Source organism: Pseudomonas sp. PDM14, from assembly GCF_014851905.1.
In the GTDB taxonomy this organism is placed as follows: domain Bacteria; phylum Pseudomonadota; class Gammaproteobacteria; order Pseudomonadales; family Pseudomonadaceae; genus Aquipseudomonas.
Map to the genome: position 1 here is coordinate 1,912,462 of NZ_JACVAQ010000001.1, position 20,110 is coordinate 1,932,571.

Sequence of the window (20,110 nt, forward strand, 5' to 3'; positions counted from 1 at the left end):
GCGCACCCTGGCTCGGGCTACTTGCGCACCCATTTGCCATTGACCTGGATGTACTGCCCGGACGGCGTCTTCTCCAGTGCCTTTTGCCCGGCCAGCGCTTCGACGTCACCCAGCTGCAGGCCGTTGTCCTTGGCCAGGCGCTGATACTCGGCCTGACGCGCCTGGTTGATCAGCCGGGCAATTTCCGCCGCCTGGCCGCTGGCGCTGACCACACCCAGGTAACCGTCAGGCTGCTCGCCGAGCTGGCCGCCGGCCTTCGCCGAGCCGAGCGCCGACATCGCCTCGTTGAGGTTCATCGCCCAGGCCGGCAGGCTCAGGCAGAGCACCAGCAGGCCATACCCCAGTTTGCTACGCAGTTTCATGCTTGGCTCCTTGCAGCGGTTCAGAACAGCCCGCTGGATTCGTTGATGATCGAGTCCAGGGCCTTGTCGACCTTGATGTAGATCTCGTGTTCGATCTTCACGTTGAGGTTGATGTTGATCGGCTCGTTGGGCACCGCCAGCTGCACCGTCGGGGTGCAGGCGGCGCCGAGCAGGCCGAACAGAACGACGCAGAACAGAGCGCAGGGGCGCATGGCGATCTCCCGGATCATGGGGCGGGCACTTTGCGTTGGCGCAGGCGTTCCTGCACGCGCTGGCGGATGGTTTCACTGACCTTGTCGGTGAGTTGCAGGCTGGTTAGCAAGGCGGGCACATCCTCTTCCAGGTTGACGTTGAGGTTGATCGGCCGGCCCTTTTCCAGGTCCGGGTTACGCCCCTGCAGACGCAGGGCCAGGGTCAGCTTGCCGCGCTCATCATAGCCAACGGCGCTGTCGAGCAGGTCGTAGTGGAAGTCGTCGAGCGCATCCACCACCAGCTGCATGCCCGGGTTGCTGCGCCCCAGCGCGCGGATCTTCTCCGAGCGGAACTGCAGGTAACCCGGCGCACTGGCCGCCAGGCTGCCGCGCTCGACGCGCACACCCTGGGCATCGATCAGCAGCGGCAACTGGCCACCGAGCGCGCCACGACCGGCCAAGCCGTCTGCCGGGTAGACCCGGAAAATCTCGGCCAGTTGCAGATCCTTGAGGTGCACCGGCAGGCGATGGCTCGGCTGACTGAGGTCGAGCTGCCCCGGCTCCAGCCACGCTTCGCCACCGAACAGGCCGCTGCGGGCGTTGCTCCAGCTCAGTTGCCCGGCAGCCGGCTTGGCCAGCGTGGCGGCATAGCGGCCGCGAAACTGCAGCGGGCCGATCGGCAAACCGGGGTTGGCCTGCTGCAGGCTCAGGTCGGAGGATTCCAGCACCAGTCGCTGGCCGCGCAGCGTGAGGTCGAGCTGGCCGGCCAGGCCACGCAACTCGCTGCGGTCGTAGATGCCATCGAGGCCCTTGAACTGCAGGCCGAGGTCCAGTTCCAGCGCCTGGCTCGGCACACTGCGTAGTTTGGCCGTGCCCAGCAGGCGGCCGTTGGCGAATTCCAGCAGCGGCGGCCAGGCGACCAGGGTCTTGCTCAGCGGATTGCCGGCGCGGAAGAAGATTTCCGCGAAACCGGCGGACAGCGCCAACGCGCCATCCTGCTCACCCGACTGGTCGTAACTGCCCTGCAGCGTGGCACTCAGGCCGGCATCGTTGCTCAGGGTGCCGCGCAGCGTCTGCCGGTCGAGCGCGGCCTGCACGTCGCCCTTGAACTGCCAACCCAGCGGATGCACCTGCGCCTGCTGCAGGCTGCCGACCCGCAGCTGCAACGGCCCGGCCAACGCCAGCGGCCGCTGCGGCTCACCGACCTGCAGCACCAGCCCGGCGAGTTCGGCACGCAGGGTTTTGGCGCTGAATGCATCGCCGACGCGCAGGCTTTTCAGGGCCAGGCTGGACGGTGCCTGCACGGTGAGTTGCAGGCGCTGCTCGGCGAGTTGCCCCTGCAGGCGCAGGTCGAGCACGACGCCCTGCGCCTGCAGCGATTGCTGGCGTAGTTGCGGACTGTGCAACTGAGCCTGCAGGTTGAACGTGCCGCTGCCCTGTTGCAGCCGGCGCAGGTCGAGCGGGTCGTCGGCTGCGGCGAGGGTGAGTTGCCAGTCGCCAGCAAAACTCAGCGCCGCCTCAGCATGCAGCAGGCGCTCATCGGCCGGTAGCCACTGGTTGAGCCAGAGCAAAAGCAGACGCGTATCGGCCATCTGCGCAACCTGCAGGCTGCCGCTCCAGCGCGGCGTGGGCGTGTTCGCCTGCAACTGGCTGTTCAGCGTCAGCCACGGCTGCTGGTCGAAGGTCGCCTCGCCGCTCAGCTGCCACTCGCCCTGGTTCTGCCTGATGTTGCCTGTGAGCACCAAGCGCCGCTCACCCTGGCTGAGGTCGAGGTGCAGCGCTGCCGGCTGCGCGGTGGCGTCCAGCTGCAGACTGCCATGCATGGCGCAGCGCCCGACGGCGCAGGGCAGCTCGATGGCCAGGTCGTCGATGGCCACCTGCCGCGGTACCCAGCGCAGGCCGTCGAGCAGGGCCTGGGGATCACTCGGCTGCGGGTCGAGCCGGGTGCCGGGCTGCCAGTTCGCCTGCAGCGCGCCGGCACGCAATTCATCGAGCTGCCACTGACCATCGTGGGCACGTGGCCAGCGCAGAAACAGCTGCGTCACCTGCACCATCAGGCGGCTGCCATCGGCGCCGTCGCGCTGCGCCTGCACGGCTTCCAGCGTCAGCCCTTGACGGGACAGTGAAAGGCCCTGCCAGCTCAACTCGCTGATGCCCTGCGCCGCCAGCAGACGGCCCCAGGCCAGCCAGCCAAGTGCGGCAGCCAGGATCAGCAGCAACAGCAGAATCCGCATCAGGCGGGGAAACGACATGCCTCGGTTCTCGTCCGGCGACTCGGGTTTCAGGGTGGCGGCAGGCTTCGGCAAGATCAAGGCGTTTTCCGCGCGCAGTGATTTCCACTGGCCATCTGGCTATATTTGCCGAAGATTTCTGGCAAAAGCCGGCTCCCCTCCGAGGCATCCCCCATGAGAACCCAGCATCAGGTCCGCCGCGAACTGGACAAGATCGACCGCAATATCCTGCGCATCCTGCAGGAAGACGGGCGTATCTCCTTCACTGAGCTGGGCGAGCGCGTCGGCCTGTCGACCACGCCGTGCACCGAGCGCGTACGCCGCCTGGAGCGCGAAGGCATCATCATGGGCTACCACGCGCGGCTCAACCCGCAGCAGCTCAAGGCCAGCCTGCTGGTGTTCGTCGAGATCAGCCTGGACTACAAGTCCGGCGATACCTTCGAGGAGTTCCGCCGCGCCGTGCTCAAGCTGCCCCACGTGCTGGAATGCCACCTGGTCAGCGGCGACTTCGACTACCTGGTGAAGGCGCGCATCAACGAGATGGCCAGCTACCGCAAGCTGCTCGGCGACATCCTGCTCAAGCTGCCGCACGTGCGCGAATCGAAGTCGTACATCGTCATGGAAGAGGTGAAGGAGAGTCTGACCCTGCCCGTTCCCGAATAAGGCCGCACCGCGCGCGCCCTACAAAAGCCGCTGCCGGGTCGTGGCGATGAGGCGATGCACCTGGCGCTCGACCGCAGGCTCGATCGGCGTTTCCGGACCCTGGCCGCGCGGGCACGGCAGGCGCGGCGTGGTGCCGAACAGGCGGCAGATCAGCGGGCGCTGGTCGTACACCGTGCAGCCCTGCGGGCCCAGGTGCACGCAGTTGTACTCGGCCAGCGCGGCGTCGTGCTCGGCAATGCTCTTGACCGGCAGGCGCGCCAGCTCCTCGGACGAAGCCGTGACCGGGCCGCAGCAATCGTGGCAGCCGGGCACGCAGGCGAAGCCGGGGATCTGGCGGCGCAGGTGATCAATCTTGCGGTCGGTGCAGCTCATCGTTAACGCCCGGACAACGAGGCCGCGCATCTTAACGCCAGCGCTCTGAACTGGGCAGCAGAACGACGACTGGCAGCTTTTTCCCGGCCCCCCCTTGGCGGCGGACGATGACCGCGCTTATCCTGCGTAAAATTTTCCACACAAAATTATCAGGATTTCGCACATGAACGCCCGCGTTCGCCAACCCCAGCTTCAGCCCGTGCACAGCGACCAACACGCCGCCTCCTACTACGCCGCCACCGCCAACCGGCAACTGGCCTACCCGCCGCTGGCCGGCGAAGCCGTGGCGGACGTGTGCATCGTCGGCGGCGGATTCTCCGGGCTGAACACCGCCATCGAACTGGCTCAGCGCGGGCTGTCGGTGGTGCTGCTGGAAGCGCATCAGATCGGTTGGGGCGCCAGCGGGCGCAACGGCGGGCAGCTGATCCGCGGCGTCGGCCACGGGGTCGAGCAGTTCGAGTCGGCGATCGGCAGCGACGGCGTGCGCAGCCTCAAGCTGATGGGGCTGGAAGCGGTGGAGATCGTGCGCCAGCGCGTCGCCGAGTTCCAGATCGACTGCGACCTGACCTGGGGCTACTGCGACCTGGCCAACAAGCCGCGTGACCTGGACGGCTTCGCCGAGGACAAGGCCGAGCTGGAAAGCCTCGGCTACCGCCACGAATTGCGCCTGCTGCAACCCGGGCAGATGCACGAAGTGGTCGGCTCCGACCGCTATGTCGGCGGCCTGATCGACATGGGCTCCGGGCACCTGCATCCGCTCAACCTGGCGCTCGGTGAAGCCGCTGCAGCCGCCTCGCTGGGCGTACGCCTGCACGAACACTCGGCGGTGACTCGCATCGATTACGGCGCCGAAGTGAAGGTGCATACCGGCCATGGCCACGTGCGCGCCAAGACCCTGGTACTGGCCTGCAACGCCTACCTCAACGACCTCAATGCGAACATCGGCGGCAAGGTGCTGCCCGCCGGCAGCTACGTGATCGCCACCGAGCCGCTGTCCGAGGCCCAGGCCAAGGCGCTGATCCCGCAGAACATGGCGCTCTGCGACCAGCGCGTGGCGCTCGACTACTATCGCCTGTCGGCCGACCGTCGCCTGCTGTTCGGCGGTGCCTGCCACTACTCCGGGCGCGACCCGGCGGACCTCACCGCGTACATGCGACCGAAGATGCTGCAGGTGTTCCCCGAACTGGAAAACGTCGCCATCGATTACCACTGGGGCGGCATGATCGGCATCGGCGCCAACCGCCTGCCGCAGATCGGCAAGCTCCGCGACCAGCCCAATGTCTACTACGCCCAGGCCTACTCAGGCCACGGGGTGAACGCCACGCACCTGGCCGGCAAGCTGCTCGGTGAAGCGATCAGCGGCCAGCACAGCAACGGCTTCGAGCTGTTCGACAAGGTGCCGCACATGACCTTCCCCGGCGGCAAGCACCTGCGCTCGCCGCTGCTGGCGCTGGGCATGCTCTGGTATCGCCTGAAGGATGCCGTCGGCATCGCCTGACCGACTCAGCGCAGCAGCTGCCAGAACGGCCGCTGCGCTTCCTCGCGGGCCTGCTCGGCAGTCAGACCGATGTCGCGCAGCTGGTCGGCATCCAGCTGCAGCAGCGCGCGCCGGGTGTGCAGGCGGCGCAGGAGCACGCGCCAGCGACCAGCGATATCGGCCGCTCGCAGCACCGGCTTCTGCTGACTGCGCACCCGCCCACTGCTGTAACTCTCACTGAACCCTCGCATGACGCGTCCTCCACCATCGGTTTTCCTTGGGTAAACAGGATGGCGCGCGAGGGATGGACAATACAGATTCAAATCCTGAATATTACGATCATACAGATCAGCGCAAGCCACAACTGAATGGCCAATTCTCGCCTGATCTGTACTGCTTACTGGTGTGTTCGAGGTGAATCTGTAATGACGCTGTACATGAACTTGGCCGAACTGATTGGCCAGCGCATCGAACAGGGCCTGTATCGCCCCGGTGATCGCCTGCCCTCGGTCCGCGCCTTGAGCCAGGAACACGGCGTCAGCCTGAGCACCGTGCAGCAGGCCTACCGCGAACTGGAAGACCGTGGCCTGGCCCGCCCGCAGCCGAAGTCCGGCTACTACGTGCCCAGCGCGCGAGCGGTGGCGGCGCTGCCGGAAGTCAGCCGCACGGCGCAGCGCCCGGTCGAGGTCTCGCAGTGGGACCAGGTGCTCGAACAGGTGGCCAACTCGCCGAGCGAGAACATCATCCAGCTCGGCCGCGGTCGCCCGGACATCAGCGGGCCGACCCTCAAGCCGCTGCTGCGCTCGCTGTCGCGCCTGAGCCGGCGCCAGGACCTCAACGGCCTGACCTACGGCAACATCTATGGCGACCTCGGCTTGCGCGAACAGATCTCGCGCCTGCTGCTCGACTCCGGCTGCCGCATTCCCGCCGAGGACCTGGTGATCACCACCGGCTGCCACGAGGCACTGTCCGCCGCCCTGCGCGCGATCTGCGAGCCGGGCGATATCGTCGCGGTGGATTCGCCGAGCTTCCACGGCGTGATGCAGGCGCTCAAGGGCTTCGGCATGAAGGCCCTGGAACTGCCCAGCGACCCGCTCACCGGGATCAACCTGAAAGCCCTGGAACTGGCGCTGGAGCAGTGGCCGATCAAGGCCATCCAACTCACCCCGACCTGCAACAACCCGCTTGGCTACATCATGCCGGAAGCCAGCAAGCGTGCCCTGCTGACCCTGGCCCAGCGCTACGACGTGGCGATCATCGAGGACGACGTCTACGGCGACCTGACCTACCGCTACCCGCGCCCGCGGACCATCAAGTCGTTCGACGAGGACGGTCGCGTGCTGCTCTGCAGCTCGTTCTCCAAGACCCTGGCGCCGGGCCTGCGCATCGGCTGGATCGCGCCCGGGCGATACCTGGACCGCGTGCTGCACATGAAATATATGAGCACCGGTTCAACCGCGCAGCTGCCACAGCTGGCCCTTGCCGAATACATCCAGGCCGGCCACTACGAGCCGCACGTGCGGCGCATGCGCAGCCAGTACCAGCGCAGTCGCGACCAGATGCAGGAATGGATTCACCGCTACTTCCCGGCCGGCAGCAAGGTCAGCCAACCGCAGGGCAGCTTCATGATCTGGGTCGAGCTGCCCGAGCGTTTCGATAGCCAGCGCCTCAACCGCGAGTTGCTGCCGCATGGCGTGCAGATCGCCCCCGGCAGCATCTTTTCCGCCGCCGGCAAGTACCGCAACTGCCTGCGCATGAACTACGCCGGGCCGGCTAGCGCGCAAATCGAGGCGGCGGTGCGCCTGGTCGGCGAAACTGCGGCGCGCCTGCTCGCCGAGGACGCCTAGGCGCCGCGCGGACGCTAGACGCGTTTAGCCTGAATCTTTGCCGGACCGGCGGCGTCCAAGCCCTATCAGCCCGCGCCATTAGGGAGATCGACGTGCGCCGCTGTTCCCTGCTGCTCTGCCTGCTACTGGTTCTTGCCGGTTGCGCCGGTCATTACCCGGCGCAGCCGAGCCAGGCGCTGCCCGCCGCCAATTCAAGCTTCGGCAAGGCCCTGCTGGCCCGCGCCGCCGCGCATGACGGGCAATCCGGCTTTCGCCTGCTGCCGGCGAGCAACGAGGCCTTCGCCGCCCGCGCCGAACTGATCCGCGCCGCCCAGCACAGCCTCGACCTGCAGTACTACATCGTTAACGACGGCCTCAGCACCCGTGCGCTGTTCGACGAACTGCTCAGTGCCGCCGATCGCGGCGTGCGCGTGCGCCTGTTGCTCGACGACACCAGCAGCGACGGCCGCGACTACGAGATCGCCCTGCTCGCCGCCCACCCGAACATCCAGGTACGCGTGTTCAACCCGCTGCACCTGGGCCGCGCCACCGGTGTCACACGCACCCTCGGGCGCATCCTCGACCTCGGCCAGCAACACCGGCGCATGCACAACAAGCTGTGGCTGGCCGACGGCGCCGCGGCCATCGTCGGCGGGCGCAACTTGGGCGACGAGTACTTCGATGCCGAGCCGAGCCTCAACTTCACCGACATCGACATGCTCGCCGTCGGCCCGGTCGCCGAGCAGCTGGCACACAGCTTCGACCAGTACTGGAACAGCGCACTGAGCAAGCCGATCCAGCAGTTCGTCTACCGCCAGCCCAGCCAGCTGGACCTGGCCGAAGCGCGCCAGCGCCTGCGCGGCTACCTGGCCCAGGCGCGGGTCGAACAGAAGAAGCTCTATGATCGTCTGCTCGCCTACCGCCACGACCCGCACCTGCACACCTGGCTCGACGAACTGATCTGGGCGCCGGGCATCGCCCTGTGGGATGCACCGAGCAAGGTGCTGGCCGACGGTGAGCCGGACCCGCACCTGCTGCTCACCACCCAGCTGCTACCGGAGCTGGAGCAGGTGAAGCAGGAACTGATCCTGGTCTCGGCCTACTTCGTGCCGGCCGAGGAAGGCATGAACTACCTCACTGGCCACGCCGACGCCGGGGTCAGCGTGCGCCTGCTGACCAACTCGCTGGAAGCCACCGACGTGCCGGCGGTGCACGGCGGCTACGCGCCCTATCGCCAGCAACTGCTCGAACACGGGGTGCGCCTGTTCGAGCTGCGCCGCCAGCCCGATGGCAGCGGCGGTGGTTCCGGCAGCGGGCCATACAGTTTCAGCGGCGCGTCGAACTCCAGCCTGCACAGCAAGGCGATCATCCTCGACCGGCAGAAGGTGTTCGTCGGCTCGCTGAATTTCGACCCGCGCTCGATTCTCTGGAATACCGAAGTGGGTGTACTGGTCGACAGCCCGCAGCTCACCGAACGGGTGCGCGAGCTGGCGCTGGAAGGCATGCAGCCGGCCCTCAGCTATGAAGTGCGCCTGCAGCCCCACGGCGGTGGCAAGCGCCTGGTCTGGGTCACCGAGGACAATGGCAAGACGCGCACCGCGGTGGAAGAGCCCGGTAGTCGCTGGCGTCATTTCAACGCCTGGTTCTCCGAACTGATCGGCCTGGAGCGCATGCTTTAGCCACAACCCACCATACCCCTGCGCAGGTAGGCCGAAGCCCGCTCTGCTGACCCGAACTAGCGCTCGGCAATCAGCCCCTCGCTGCCCGGCCGCCAGGCCAGCCAGACGAACCCGGCCGCGCCCGCCGCCATCAACAGCGGCAGCGCATGCCCGCTGACCCACTGGCTGACCGCACCGGTGGCCAGCGGCCCGACCAGGCAACCGAGCCCCCACAGCTGCGCGACATGGGCGTTGGCACGCACCAGCTCATCGTCACGGAAGCGCTCGCCGATCAGGATCAGCGACAAGGTGAACAAGCCGCCCGCCGAGGCGCCGAACACCACCCACACTGGCCAGATCAACGGCGTGTGCAGCAGCATGGGGACGCTCAGGCTCGACAGCAGCAGCGCCACGCCACAGCCGCGGAACAGCGTGGTGCGCGACATGCGGTCGGCCAGCCAGCCGATCGGTAGCTGCAGCGCCGCATCGCCGACCACCACCACGCTGGCCATCAGCAATGCGACATCGGTGCTGAAGCCCTGGCGCAGCCCGTAGATCGGCAGCAGGGTCAGCATCATCGCCTCGAACGCGGCAAACAGCATCACCGCCCAGGCGATGGTCGGCATGCGCTGGCAGAACTGCCACAGGCCGCGGCCCGAGGCGCTGTGCGCATCCACGCTAGGCGCGCCGGTGCGCCCGAGCAACAGCAATGAGCCGCCGATGAGCAGGCCGGTGCCGGTCCAGAAACCGAGGTCATTGCTCGTGCCGATCACGCTCAGCAGCAGCGGCCCGGACAGCTGACTCAACGCGTAGCCGGTGCCATACAGGGCCACCAGCCGCCCGCGCCAGCGCTCCACCGCCAGCTGGTTGATCCAGCTCTCGCCAAGGATGAACACCACGGTCAGCGCCACGCCGATGAACAGGCGCAGGGCGATCCACACCGCGTAGTTCTGGATCAATGCCAGCAGCGCCACCGACACCGCGCCGAGCAGCAGGCACAGCTGCATCAGCGCCGTGGTGCCGAAACGTGCCGCCAGGCGACCCGCCAGCGAAGCGCCGAGCAACACGCCGATCGCCGGCGTGGCGGCCATCACGCCGATGGCGAAGGAACCGTGGCCCCAGCTTTCCAGGCGCAACGAGACCAGCGGCATGGTCACCCCGAGTGCCAGGCCGATGCTGATCACGGCCATGCAGACCGCGAAATAGGTACCCCAACGCATTGCCATGAAGTTCTCCAACGATGGCCGCCGCAAAAAGCAAACGGCCGGGCTTCCTTTCAGAAACCCGGCCGCGGGTTTGGCTCGCTAGAGCCGGCTCCCCTCAGGAGCGGACCTTGATCACAACGCTATCCCGTCTTATCTCGACCGGATCCACCCCAGGAAAAGATCTTCTGGGCTAGGGCCACACGCAACGACCAACGGGTGTAACAGCCGTCAGGCTGGCCCGAAGGGCGAGGGCCAGCGAGTCAGGCGCCCCGCAGCTTTAATGCTCACGTACTGCAGTACGTGAGCATTAAAGCGAGGACGCAACGCCGTATGGCCGACGACCAGAAGATCGTCCCGCGTACTTATAGTTTGATCCAGGTGGCTTTCAGTTCGGTGTACTTGTCGAAGGCATGCAGCGACTTGTCACGGCCGTTGCCGGACTGCTTGAAGCCGCCGAATGGCGCAGTCATGTCGCCGCCATCGTACTGGTTGACCCACACGCTACCGGCACGCAGCGCCTTGGCCACCAGGTGCGCCTTGGACAGGTTGCTGGTCCACACACCGGCGGCCAGGCCGTAGATGGTGTCGTTGGCGATAGCCACGGCTTCCTCGGTGCTGTCGAAACCGATTACCGACAGCACCGGGCCGAAGATCTCTTCCTTGGCAATGCGCATGGCGTTGTTCACGCCGTCGAAGATGGTTGGTTGCACGTAGGTGCCGCCGGTCTCTTCGAGCACGCGCTGGCCGCCGGCGACCAGCTTGGCGCCGTCGTCGTGACCGGCCTGGATGTAGGACAGCACGTTGTTCATCTGGGTGGTGTCGACCAGGGCGCCGACATTGGTCGCCGGGTCCAGCGGATTGCCCGGTTTCCAGGCCTTGATCGCCTCGACCACCAGCGGCACGAACTGCGCCTTTATCGAGTTCTCCACCAGCAGGCGTGAGCCGGCAGTGCAGACCTCGCCCTGGTTGAAGGCGATGGCGCTGGCCGCCGCCTCGGCAGCGGCCTGCAGGTCAGGCGCATCGGCGAAGACGATGTTCGGGCTCTTGCCGCCGGCTTCCAGCCAGACGCGCTTCATGTTCGATTCGCCGGCGTAGATCATCAGTTGCTTGGCGATTTTGGTCGACCCGGTGAACACCAGGGTGTCGACGTCCATGTGCAGGGCCAGGGCCTTGCCCACGGTGTGGCCGAAGCCCGGCAGAACGTTGAACACGCCCGCCGGGATACCGGCCTCGATGGCCAGCTGGGCGATGCGGACACCGGTCAGCGGCGACTTCTCGGACGGTTTGAGCACCACCGAGTTACCGGTGGACAGCGCCGGACCGAGCTTCCAGCAGGTCATCAGCAGCGGGAAGTTCCACGGCACGATGGCCGCGACCACACCGATCGGCTCGCGGGTCACCAGGCCCAGTTCGTTGTGAGGGGTGGCAGCCACTTCGTCGTAGATCTTGTCGATCGCCTCACCGCTCCAGCGGATGGCGCGCGAGGCGGCCGGCACGTCGACACTCAGCGAGTCGCTGATCGGCTTGCCCATGTCCAGGGTTTCCAGCAGGGCCAGCTCCTCGGCATGGGCGTCGATCAGGTCGGCGAAACGCAGCATGACCTTCTTGCGCTCGACCGGCGCCAGGCGCGACCAGACACCAGACTCGAAGGTGGCGCGGGCATCGCTCACTGCACGCTCGGCGTCGGCCAGATCGCAACTGGCGACCAGACCCAACAGGCGCCCGTCGACCGGGCTCAGGCATTCGAAAGTGGCGCCAGACGCGGCATCCACATACTCGCCGTGGACGAAGGCGCGGCCTTCGATCTTCAGGCTCTGGGCACGCTGTTCCCAATCGGCACGGGTCAGGGTTGTCATGCTGGCATCCTCGGTTCGCAGCGTGTCGCGAATCCACAACACGCAGTGTCAAATATTCTGTCAGGCCGAACGCAGCGGCCACCGTGCCGGCAACACTAAACCAGTGCAGCGCAGGTTTTCAATATTTTTGACACGGACCAGCCAAACGCCTTGCAATGTTCGTTTTATCAAACATAGACTTTTGCCGGTTCCCTCCCATCGCCAACCGGGTCATCCATGAACATCGAGCAGATCGTCGACTTCGCCAGCGCCACCACCACGCCCGAGCATTACCGCCCCGCCGCCGAAAAGGTGCTCAAGGGCGATCCGGCGCAAAGCGTGCGCAACCACTACGGCAGCCCGTGCGGCCAATTCAACGTGGGCATCTGGGAGGGCGCGATCGGCCAGTGGACGGTGAACTACACCGAGCACGAGTACTGCGAGATCCTCCAGGGCGTTTCCGTGCTGCGCGACGCCGACGGCAACGCCAAGACCGTGCGCGCCGGCGATCGCTTTGTCATCCCGGCCGGCTTCTCCGGCACCTGGGAAGTGCTCGAAGCCTGCCGCAAGGTCTATGTGATCTTCGAGCAGGCCAAGGCCTGAGCCTCGCGCTGAAACAGATACGTTGAAACAGAGAAGCCCGCGCCGGACGCGGGCTTCTTTTTGCCCGGCACGTTTCTCCAGGCAAGAAAAAACCCGCCAGGAGGCGGGTCTCTTCGAACAAGGGCCGGGATCAATTACTTGATCTTGGCTTCCTTATACATCACGTGCTTACGGACGACCGGATCAAATTTCTTGATCTCGATCTTGTCCGGAGTGGTGCGCTTGTTCTTGTCGGTGGTGTAGAAGTGGCCGGTACCGGCGCTGGACACCAAACGGATCAGTTCACGCATGATTTGCTCCTTAAACCTTTTCGCCGCGAGCGCGCAGCTCGGACAGAATGACGTCAATGCCACGCTTGTCGATGATACGCATGCCTTTGGCAGAAACGCGCAGACGCACGAAACGCTTTTCGGACTCGACCCAGAAGCGGTGATGCTGCAGGTTCGGCAGGAAACGACGACGGGTTTTGTTGTTCGCGTGGGAAATGTTATTCCCGGTTACCGGACCCTTACCGGTAACTTGACAGACTCTCGACATGCCTCAGCCCTCTAAAACCACATGCCCAACCCGGCATGGGTTGGCCGCTTGAACTTAAATAGTCATTTGGCGCTCAGCGCCGCGTTTCTCGGGGGTCTTACCGGCCTCATCGCTTGCGCAGTAACCGGGCCCCTAGAAAAGAGCGCTGCTTTATACCAGAACACCCCCGCCCTCGCAAGGATCGCAGTACTTTGCCGAACGCCTCGCACGCCGCGAATCACGCCGCTTTGCCGCATCCACCGGGATGCTGAGGGATTGACCACTCGTCGCCCGCTGGCGATTGTCCGCCCGCAGCCCTTGGTCTAGGGTAGTGCCTCGTTCGCCGGAGATCGCCATGCGCCTTGCCGCCCTGCCCCTGTTGTTCGCCCCGCTGCTCGGCCAGGCCGCCGTGCTCAGCGTCTGCACCGAGGCCAGCCCGGAGGGCTTCGACGTGGTGCGCTACAACTCGCTGACCACCACCAATGCCGCCGCCGACATGCTGATGAGCCGGCTGGTCGAATTCGATGCCGGCCAGGGGCAGCTGCAACCGGGCCTGGCCGAGCGCTGGGCGGTGTCCGCCGACGGCAGGGTCTGGGATTTCCACCTGCGCAGCGGGGTGAAGTTTCACCACACCGCCTGGTTCCAGCCCACGCGCACATTCAATGCCGAGGACGTGCTGTTCAGCTTTCAGCGCATGCTCGATCCGGCGCACCCGTGGTACAAGACCGCGCCCAGCGGCTACCCCCACGCCCAGTCGATGCAGTGGCCAACGCTGATCGAACGCATCGAGGCACCCGACCCGCACACCATCCGCTTCACCCTGAAACGCCCGGACGCGACCTTTCTCGCCAGCCTGAGCATGGGCTTCGCTTCTATCTATTCCGCCGAGTATGCCGCCCAGCTGATGCGCGCCGGCACGCCGGACGCCCTCAACCGCCAGCCGATCGGCACCGGCCCGTTCGCCCTCAAGCGCTTCCAGCGCGATGCCGCGGTGCGCTACAGCGCCAACCCGGACTACTTCGCCGGCAAACCGGCGCTGGACAGCGTGGTGTTCGCCATCACGCCCGAACCGGTGGTGCGCCTGCAGAAGCTGCGCCGCGGCGAGTGCCACATCGCCCTTTCTCCGAAGCCACTGGATGTACGCAGCGCGCGCCAGGACACGCACCTGCAGGTCAGCGAAACGCCAGCCTTCATGACGGCCTTCGTCGCCCTCAACAGCCAGCGGCCACCACTGGACAAACCGCAGGTGCGCCAGGCGATCAACCTGGCCTTCGACCGCACCAGCTACCTCAAGGCCGTATTCGAAGGCAGCGCCCAGGCCGCCACAGGCGTCTACCCACCCACCACCTGGAGCCACGCCCGCGAGCTGACACCCTACCCGCACGATCCAGCCAAGGCCCGCGCCCTGCTGGCCGAAGCGGGACTCGCGGGCGGTTTCGACACGACGATCTGGACGCGGCCATCAGGCAGCCTGCTCAACCCCAACCCGAGCCTGGGAGCGCAGCTTCTGCAGGCGGACCTCGTTGCGGTCGGCATCCGCGCGCAGATTCGCGTGATCGAGTGGGGCGAGCTGATCCGCCGTGCCAAGGCCGGCGAGCACGACCTGCTGTTCATGGGCTGGGCTGGCGACAACGGCGACCCGGACAACTTCCTCAGCCCGCAGTTTTCCTGCGCTGCGGTGAAGACCGGGACCAACTTCGCCCGCTACTGCAGCGAGCCGCTCGACAGCCTGATCGGCCAGGGCAAGGCCAGCGCCGAACAGGCCACACGCAGCGACGCCTATCGCCAGGCGCAGTACATCATCCATGAGCAGGCCTTGTGGCTGCCGCTGGCCCATCCGACGGCAAGCGTGCTGCTCAGCGAAAGAGTGCAGGGCTACCAGGCCAATCCCTTCGGCCGCCAGGACTTCTCGCGGGTCAGCCTGCGCCCCTGAAGCGGATTACAGCCAGCCGTACTCGGCCATCGACAGCGGCTCGCCGTCACCGACGATGAAGTGGTCGAGCACGCGCACCTCGATCAGCGCCAGCGCTTCCTTCAATCGCGCAGTCAGCACGCGATCGGCCTGGCTCGGCTCGGCAACGCCGGAAGGGTGGTTGTGCACCAGGATCGCTGCCGCGGCATTCTGCGCCAGCGCCCGCTTGACCACCTGCCGCGGGTAGACGCTGGCGCCGTCGATGCTGCCGTGGAACAGCGCCTCGAACTCGATCACCCGGTGCTTGGCATCGAGAAACAGGCAGCCGAATACCTCGTGCGGCTCGTGGCGCAAGCGCGCCTTGAGGTAGTCGCGTACCGCCTGCGGGCTTTCCAGTGCGGAATCGCGCTTCAGACGCTCGGCGAGATGGCGCCGGCCCATCTCCAGCACCGCCTGCAACTGGGCGAATTTGGCGGGGCCAAGACCCAGGCGCAGGCTGAAGGATGGCAGGTCTGCCTCAAGCAGCGCGCGCAGGCTGCCGAAGTCACGCAGCAGGTGTCGGGCAAGATCGACCGCACTCTGCCCGGCGACCCCGGTACGCAGGAAAATCGCCAGCAATTCGGCATCGCTCAGAGCCGCTGCGCCCAGGTCGAGAAGCTTTTCCCGCGGGCGCTCCGCCGCGGGCCAATCGCGAATACTCATGACATCTCCCTGTCGAGTCGGCCCGCTGTTCCGGCGCGGGCCCTGTGCTATCTTAGCCCGACTTTTTGCGCGGCGATCGGCCGGCGGATTGGTGACCAGATCGGCGTTCGGTAGCGAACCGCCGGCAGCACTACACCAACCGCTCCTGGGGAGGAAAGCCATCGCCGCTACGCTATCCACCACCATTCTATTTAAGGCAGGCCTATGCAGCGGCTGTATCGGAAACGCATTGTCCTGGGCGTCGGCGGCGGCATTGCTGCGTACAAGAGCGCGGAGCTGGTGCGACGCCTGCGTGACCAGGGTGCCGAAGTGCATGTGGTGATGACCCGGGGCGGCCGTGAATTCATCACCCCGCTGACGCTGCAGGCGCTGTCCGGCAACCCGGTCCACCTTGATCTGCTCGACCCCGACGCCGAAGCCGCCATGGGTCATATCGAACTGGCCAAGTGGGCCGATCTGGTCCTGATCGCGCCCGCCACTGCCGACCTCATGGCGCGATTGGCCCAAGGCGTCGCCGATGACCTGCTGAGCACCCTGGTACTCGCCACCGATGCCCCCGTGGCCCTGGCGCCGGCGATGAACCAGGCGATGTGGCGCGACCCGGCGACCCAGGCCAATGCCGAGCGCCTGCAACAGCGCGGCATGCGCCTGTTCGGCCCGGCCTCGGGCAGCCAGGCCTGCGGCGATGTCGGCCTGGGGCGCATGCTCGAAGCCGAAGAGCTGGCGCAACGCGCCGCCGACTGCTTCGTCGGCCAGGCGCTGACCGGCAAGCACGTGCTGATCACCGCCGGGCCGACCCAGGAAAACATCGACCCGGTGCGCTACATCACCAACCACAGCTCGGGGAAAATGGGCTTCGCCCTGGCCGAGGCGGCGGTGGAAGCCGGCGCCCGCGTGACCCTGATCACCGGCCCCGTGCACCTGGCCACGCCAGACCGGGTCAACCGCATCGACGTGGTCAGCGCCCGCGACATGCTCGCCGCCTGCGAGGCCGCGATGCCCTGCGACATCCTCATCGCCTCTGCCGCCGTGGCCGACTACCGCCCGGAAGTGGTCGCCCAGCACAAGCTGAAGAAGGACCCGACCACCGGCGACGGCCTGCTCCTGCAACTGGTGCGCAACCCGGATGTGCTCGCCACCCTGGCCGGCCGCACAGACCGCCCGTTCAGCGTCGGCTTCGCCGCCGAAACCGAGAACCTGCTGGGCTATGCGGCGCGTAAGCTGAAGGACAAGAACCTCGACCTGATCGTCGCCAATGACGTGGCCAACCCCACCATCGGCTTCAATAGCGAAGAGAACGCCATCACCATCATCGACCGCGAGCTGCACGCCAGCAGTTTCGCGCAGACCAGCAAAGGCAAGATCGCCCGCCAGTTGGTGGCGTTCATCGCCGAGCGCCTGACCCACGCCTGACCTCACCTATTACCGATCGACAGGGCCCGACATGCACGCTTTGCAAGCCAAAATCCTCGACCCGCGCCTGGGCAACGAATTCCCCCTGCCGCAGTACGCCACGCCAGGCTCGGCCGGGCTGGACCTGCGAGCCATGCTCGACGCGGAGCTGGTTCTCGAGCCCGGCCAGACCGTGCTGCTGCCGACCGGCCTGTCCATCTACATCGGCGACCCGGGCCTCGCCGCGCTGATCCTGCCGCGCTCGGGCCTGGGCCATAAGCACGGCATCGTGCTTGGCAACCTGGTCGGTCTGATCGACTCCGACTACCAGGGCGAGCTGATGGTGTCGTGCTGGAACCGCGGGCAAACGCCATTCACCATCGCCATCGGCGAGCGCATCGCCCAGCTGGTGCTGGTGCCGGTGGTGCAGGCGCACTTCGAGCTGGTCGAGGAATTCGACGAAAGCCAGCGCGGCGCCGGTGGCTTCGGCCACTCCGGCAGCCACTGAACCGCTATTTTTTCAGGATGAATTGCCCGGGAGACGTTTCGTGAAACTCTTCAAGCGCACCGCCAAGGACACCCCCACCGACGTCCTGGTCAGCCCCGCCGAATCGCCGGCCAAAGCCGCTCGCAGCGGCAACGACCAGAAAGCCCTGCTGCCAGGCCTGCTGGCGACCCTCGCCGGGCTGCTGGCCGCCGCTCTGCTACTGTGGTTCAGCCTCAGCGGCAGCAACCAGCAGGAACAGGTCAAGCTTGGCGAAGCCTGGGGCGGCAGCCAGGCCGGCGCGCTGAAGCAGGCCTTGCAGCAACTGCAGGCAGACACCCAGGCCGCCGCCAGCGACCCTTCGCTGATCGATGCGCTGCAAAGCGAGGACCGCGCGCAAATCGGCGTGGCCGAGCGCAGCCTGCAGCACTGGCAGGGGATCGTCGACGCCCACCTCAACGCCCCTGGCCGCGCCGCGCTGGACATCGGCCGCAGCGGACCGATGAACTTCGCCGCGCTGGACCTGGTACGCCGCATGGAGAACGGCCAGACCCCCGCAGTCGAGGCCTACAAGATCGGCGAACGCTGGCTGGCCTACAGCGTGGCGCCGCTGCGCCGCGCGGACAATCCGCGCCTGCAGGGCACGCTGCTGCTGGTTGTCGACCTGGAACGCCTGCTCAGCGCCCTGCCCGCCCTGCCGGCCGGCGTCGGCCAGGCGCAGCTCACCCAGAAGTTCGGCGATGGCGTCGCCCAGGTGCTGATGCAACGCGGTGAGGCCGGCAGTGCGCCGCTGCAGACCTTCAACACCGGCAACCCGAACTGGACGCTGAACTTCAGCGCGGGCAGCGAGCTGGCGCCACAAGCACTCTCGCCCATGCTGCTCGGCCTCGCCGCACTGCTCGCCCTGGCCGGCGCACTGCTCGGCCTGTACCTGACCCGTAGCCAGCTGCTCGCCCAGTTGCGCGGCGACGTGCAGCAACTCGGACAAATGATTCAGGAGCTTTCCAGTGGAAAGTCGGTCAAAAGCTTCAGCCTGAGTTTTGCAGCCCTCGACGGCCTCGCGCAGGCCCTGGCGCGCATGCCGCGTCGCAGCAAACAAGAAGCCCCGAACAACGAGGCCGGCAGTACCCCTAGCACTGCCCGAGCGGAATCAGTGAACCGGCCCGCACCGCTGGCCGACCCACTGTTCCAGGACACCGATATTCTCGATATCGACATTCTTGACGAAGACCAGGACCTCCTGGGATTGGAGCAAACGTTCATGGCTAACGCCCCACAGACCCCCCCTAAACTTCCCGGCAGCATCTTCCGCGCCTACGACATCCGTGGCGTGGTCGGCGACACGTTGACCGAAGAGGCCGCCTACTGGATCGGCCGGGCGATCGGCTCGGAAAGCCTCGCCAAGGGCGAGCCGAATGTCGCGGTCGGCCGCGACGGCCGCCTGTCCGGCCCGCAACTGGTGCAGCAACTAATCCAGGGCCTGCTCGACTGCGGTTGCCAGGTTACCGACATCGGCATGGTGCCGACCCCGGTGCTGTACTTCGCGACCCACGTGCTGGAAGGCAAATCCGGCGTAATGCTCACCGGCAGCCACAATCCACCGGACTACAACGGCTTCAAGATCGTCATCGCCGGTGACACCCAGGCCAACGAGCAGATCCAGGCGCTGAAGACCCGCATCGACAACAACGACCTGGCCAGCGGCACCGGCAGCGTCGAACAGCTCGACATCCTCGACCGCTACTTCAAGCAGATCCGCGACGACATCGCCCTGGCTAAACCGATGAAGGTGGTGGTCGACTGCGGCAACGGCGTCGCCGGCGTCATCGCCCCGCGCCTGATCGAGGCGCTGGGCTGCAGCGTGATCCCGCTGTTCTGCGACGTCGACGGCAACTTCCCCAACCACCACCCGGACCCGGGTAAACCGGAGAACCTGGTCGACCTGATCGCCCGCGTGAAAGCCGAAGGCGCCGACCTGGGCCTGGCCTTCGACGGCGACGGCGACCGTGTCGGCGTGGTGACCAACAAGGGCGAGATGGTCTTCCCGGACCGCCTGATGATGCTGTTCGCCAAGGACGTGGTCTCGCGCAACCCGGGCGCGGACATTATCTACGACGTCAAATGCACCCGCCGCCTCGGCGCGCTGATCAGTGGCTACGGCGGCCGCCCGGTGATGTGGAAAACCGGCCACTCACTGATCAAGAAAAAAATGAAGGAAACCGGCGCGCTGCTCGCTGGCGAGATGAGCGGCCACATCTTCTTCAAGGAGCGCTGGTTCGGTTTCGACGACGGCATCTACAGCGCCGCCCGCCTGCTGGAGATCCTCAGCCAGGACAAGCGCGACGCCGAGCACGTGTTCTCCGCCTTCCCGAGTGACATTTCCACACCGGAAATCAACATCACCGTGACCGATGAGAACAAGTTCCGCCTGATCGACAGCCTGCAGCGCGATGGTGTCTGGGGTGAGGCCAACCTGACCACCCTGGACGGCGTGCGCGTCGACTATCCAAAGGGCTGGGGCCTGGTTCGCGCCTCCAACACCACACCGGTGCTGGTGCTGCGCTTCGAAGCGGAGACCGAGGACGAGCTGTCGCGCATCAAGGAAGTGTTCCGCGCCCAGCTGTACACCGTCGCCCCTGAACTCAACCTGCCGTTCTGATCTGCCTGGAGCCGTTGCTCGT

Annotated in this window: 19 protein-coding genes; 9 read left to right on the top strand and 10 right to left on the bottom strand. The window is 66.3% G+C overall.

The annotated features are described in order from the left end of the window. Positions 1 to 17: 17 nt before the first annotated feature. From IB229_RS09020 to IB229_RS09030, 3 genes are read right to left on the bottom strand one after another with little or no spacing between them, the layout of a single operon-like run. Positions 18 to 362: a YdbL family protein gene (locus IB229_RS09020; protein ID WP_192327211.1), complete on the bottom strand. Its 345-nt coding sequence runs from the start codon at positions 360 to 362 to the stop codon at positions 18 to 20. A gap of 20 nt (positions 363 to 382) precedes the next feature. Next, positions 383 to 574 (bottom strand): YnbE family lipoprotein, encoded by a 192-nt coding sequence (locus tag IB229_RS09025; protein ID WP_192327214.1) that lies wholly within the window; start codon positions 572 to 574, stop codon positions 383 to 385. A gap of 14 nt (positions 575 to 588) precedes the next feature. Continuing rightward, positions 589 to 2,805 carry a YdbH domain-containing protein gene (locus tag IB229_RS09030; RefSeq protein WP_192327217.1) on the bottom strand — a complete coding sequence of 739 codons (2,217 nt, stop codon included), beginning with the start codon at positions 2,803 to 2,805 and terminating at the stop codon, positions 589 to 591. Positions 2,806 to 2,958: 153 nt separating this feature from the next. Here IB229_RS09030 and dadR point away from each other — a divergent pair, with 153 nt between their 5' ends. Next, entirely contained in the window at positions 2,959 to 3,447 is a 489-nt protein-coding gene (gene dadR / locus IB229_RS09035; protein ID WP_192327220.1) for a transcriptional regulator DadR, read from the top strand. A gap of 18 nt (positions 3,448 to 3,465) precedes the next feature. On the opposite strand, the gene IB229_RS09040 is transcribed toward dadR, so the two are convergent. Beyond that, entirely contained in the window at positions 3,466 to 3,819 is a 354-nt protein-coding gene (locus tag IB229_RS09040) for a YkgJ family cysteine cluster protein (RefSeq protein ID WP_192327223.1), read from the bottom strand. A gap of 163 nt (positions 3,820 to 3,982) precedes the next feature. Between IB229_RS09040 and IB229_RS09045 the strand changes: the two genes are divergently transcribed. Next, positions 3,983 to 5,317, top strand: coding sequence for an NAD(P)/FAD-dependent oxidoreductase (locus IB229_RS09045; RefSeq protein WP_192327226.1), 1,335 nt, complete (start codon positions 3,983 to 3,985; stop codon positions 5,315 to 5,317). A 5-nt stretch (positions 5,318 to 5,322) separates the two neighbouring features. Here the strand turns inward: IB229_RS09045 and IB229_RS09050 are convergent, their stop codons facing one another. Next, complete coding sequence (locus IB229_RS09050) at positions 5,323 to 5,547, bottom strand: DUF1127 domain-containing protein (protein ID WP_192327230.1); 225 nt, start codon at positions 5,545 to 5,547, stop codon at positions 5,323 to 5,325. 174 nt (positions 5,548 to 5,721) lie between these two features. Here IB229_RS09050 and IB229_RS09055 point away from each other — a divergent pair, with 174 nt between their 5' ends. Both IB229_RS09055 and IB229_RS09060 read left to right on the top strand, forming a co-directional pair. Then, a complete protein-coding gene (locus IB229_RS09055) occupies positions 5,722 to 7,143 on the top strand; it encodes a PLP-dependent aminotransferase family protein (RefSeq protein ID WP_192327232.1) in 1,422 nt (473 codons plus the stop codon). Between the two features lie 92 nt (positions 7,144 to 7,235). Then, on the top strand, positions 7,236 to 8,801 hold the full coding sequence (locus IB229_RS09060) for a phospholipase D family protein (RefSeq protein WP_192327235.1): 1,566 nt from the start codon (positions 7,236 to 7,238) through the stop codon (positions 8,799 to 8,801). A 56-nt stretch (positions 8,802 to 8,857) separates the two neighbouring features. Here the strand turns inward: IB229_RS09060 and IB229_RS09065 are convergent, their stop codons facing one another. Beyond that, positions 8,858 to 10,000 carry an MFS transporter gene (locus tag IB229_RS09065; protein ID WP_192329347.1) on the bottom strand — a complete coding sequence of 381 codons (1,143 nt, stop codon included), beginning with the start codon at positions 9,998 to 10,000 and terminating at the stop codon, positions 8,858 to 8,860. 347 nt (positions 10,001 to 10,347) lie between these two features. Further along, positions 10,348 to 11,841: an aldehyde dehydrogenase gene (locus tag IB229_RS09070; RefSeq protein WP_192327238.1), complete on the bottom strand. Its 1,494-nt coding sequence runs from the start codon at positions 11,839 to 11,841 to the stop codon at positions 10,348 to 10,350. Between the two features lie 216 nt (positions 11,842 to 12,057). Here IB229_RS09070 and IB229_RS09075 point away from each other — a divergent pair, with 216 nt between their 5' ends. Further along, positions 12,058 to 12,423 (top strand): cupin domain-containing protein, encoded by a 366-nt coding sequence (locus tag IB229_RS09075; protein WP_192327241.1) that lies wholly within the window; start codon positions 12,058 to 12,060, stop codon positions 12,421 to 12,423. Between the two features lie 134 nt (positions 12,424 to 12,557). Here the strand turns inward: IB229_RS09075 and rpmG are convergent, their stop codons facing one another. Both rpmG and rpmB read right to left on the bottom strand, forming a co-directional pair. Then, positions 12,558 to 12,713, bottom strand: a complete 156-nt coding sequence (gene rpmG, locus IB229_RS09080) for a 50S ribosomal protein L33 (protein ID WP_003464575.1) — start codon at positions 12,711 to 12,713, stop codon at positions 12,558 to 12,560. A gap of 10 nt (positions 12,714 to 12,723) precedes the next feature. Further along, a complete protein-coding gene (gene rpmB, locus IB229_RS09085; protein ID WP_192327244.1) occupies positions 12,724 to 12,960 on the bottom strand; it encodes a 50S ribosomal protein L28 in 237 nt (78 codons plus the stop codon). Positions 12,961 to 13,294: 334 nt separating this feature from the next. Here rpmB and IB229_RS09090 point away from each other — a divergent pair, with 334 nt between their 5' ends. Beyond that, positions 13,295 to 14,872 (top strand): ABC transporter substrate-binding protein, encoded by a 1,578-nt coding sequence (locus IB229_RS09090; RefSeq protein ID WP_192327247.1) that lies wholly within the window; start codon positions 13,295 to 13,297, stop codon positions 14,870 to 14,872. 6 nt (positions 14,873 to 14,878) lie between these two features. On the opposite strand, the gene radC is transcribed toward IB229_RS09090, so the two are convergent. Beyond that, a complete protein-coding gene (gene radC, locus IB229_RS09095) occupies positions 14,879 to 15,553 on the bottom strand; it encodes a RadC family protein (protein ID WP_192327250.1) in 675 nt (224 codons plus the stop codon). A gap of 204 nt (positions 15,554 to 15,757) precedes the next feature. Between radC and coaBC the strand changes: the two genes are divergently transcribed. From coaBC to algC, 3 genes are all read left to right on the top strand, one after another. Beyond that, on the top strand, positions 15,758 to 16,966 hold the full coding sequence (gene coaBC, locus IB229_RS09100) for a bifunctional phosphopantothenoylcysteine decarboxylase/phosphopantothenate--cysteine ligase CoaBC (protein WP_192327253.1): 1,209 nt from the start codon (positions 15,758 to 15,760) through the stop codon (positions 16,964 to 16,966). A gap of 31 nt (positions 16,967 to 16,997) precedes the next feature. Then, complete coding sequence (dut, locus tag IB229_RS09105) at positions 16,998 to 17,453, top strand: dUTP diphosphatase (protein ID WP_192327257.1); 456 nt, start codon at positions 16,998 to 17,000, stop codon at positions 17,451 to 17,453. Between the two features lie 1,237 nt (positions 17,454 to 18,690). Then, positions 18,691 to 20,088 carry a phosphomannomutase/phosphoglucomutase gene (algC, locus tag IB229_RS21860; protein ID WP_225579093.1) on the top strand — a complete coding sequence of 466 codons (1,398 nt, stop codon included), beginning with the start codon at positions 18,691 to 18,693 and terminating at the stop codon, positions 20,086 to 20,088. The last annotated feature ends 22 nt before the right edge of the window (positions 20,089 to 20,110 follow it).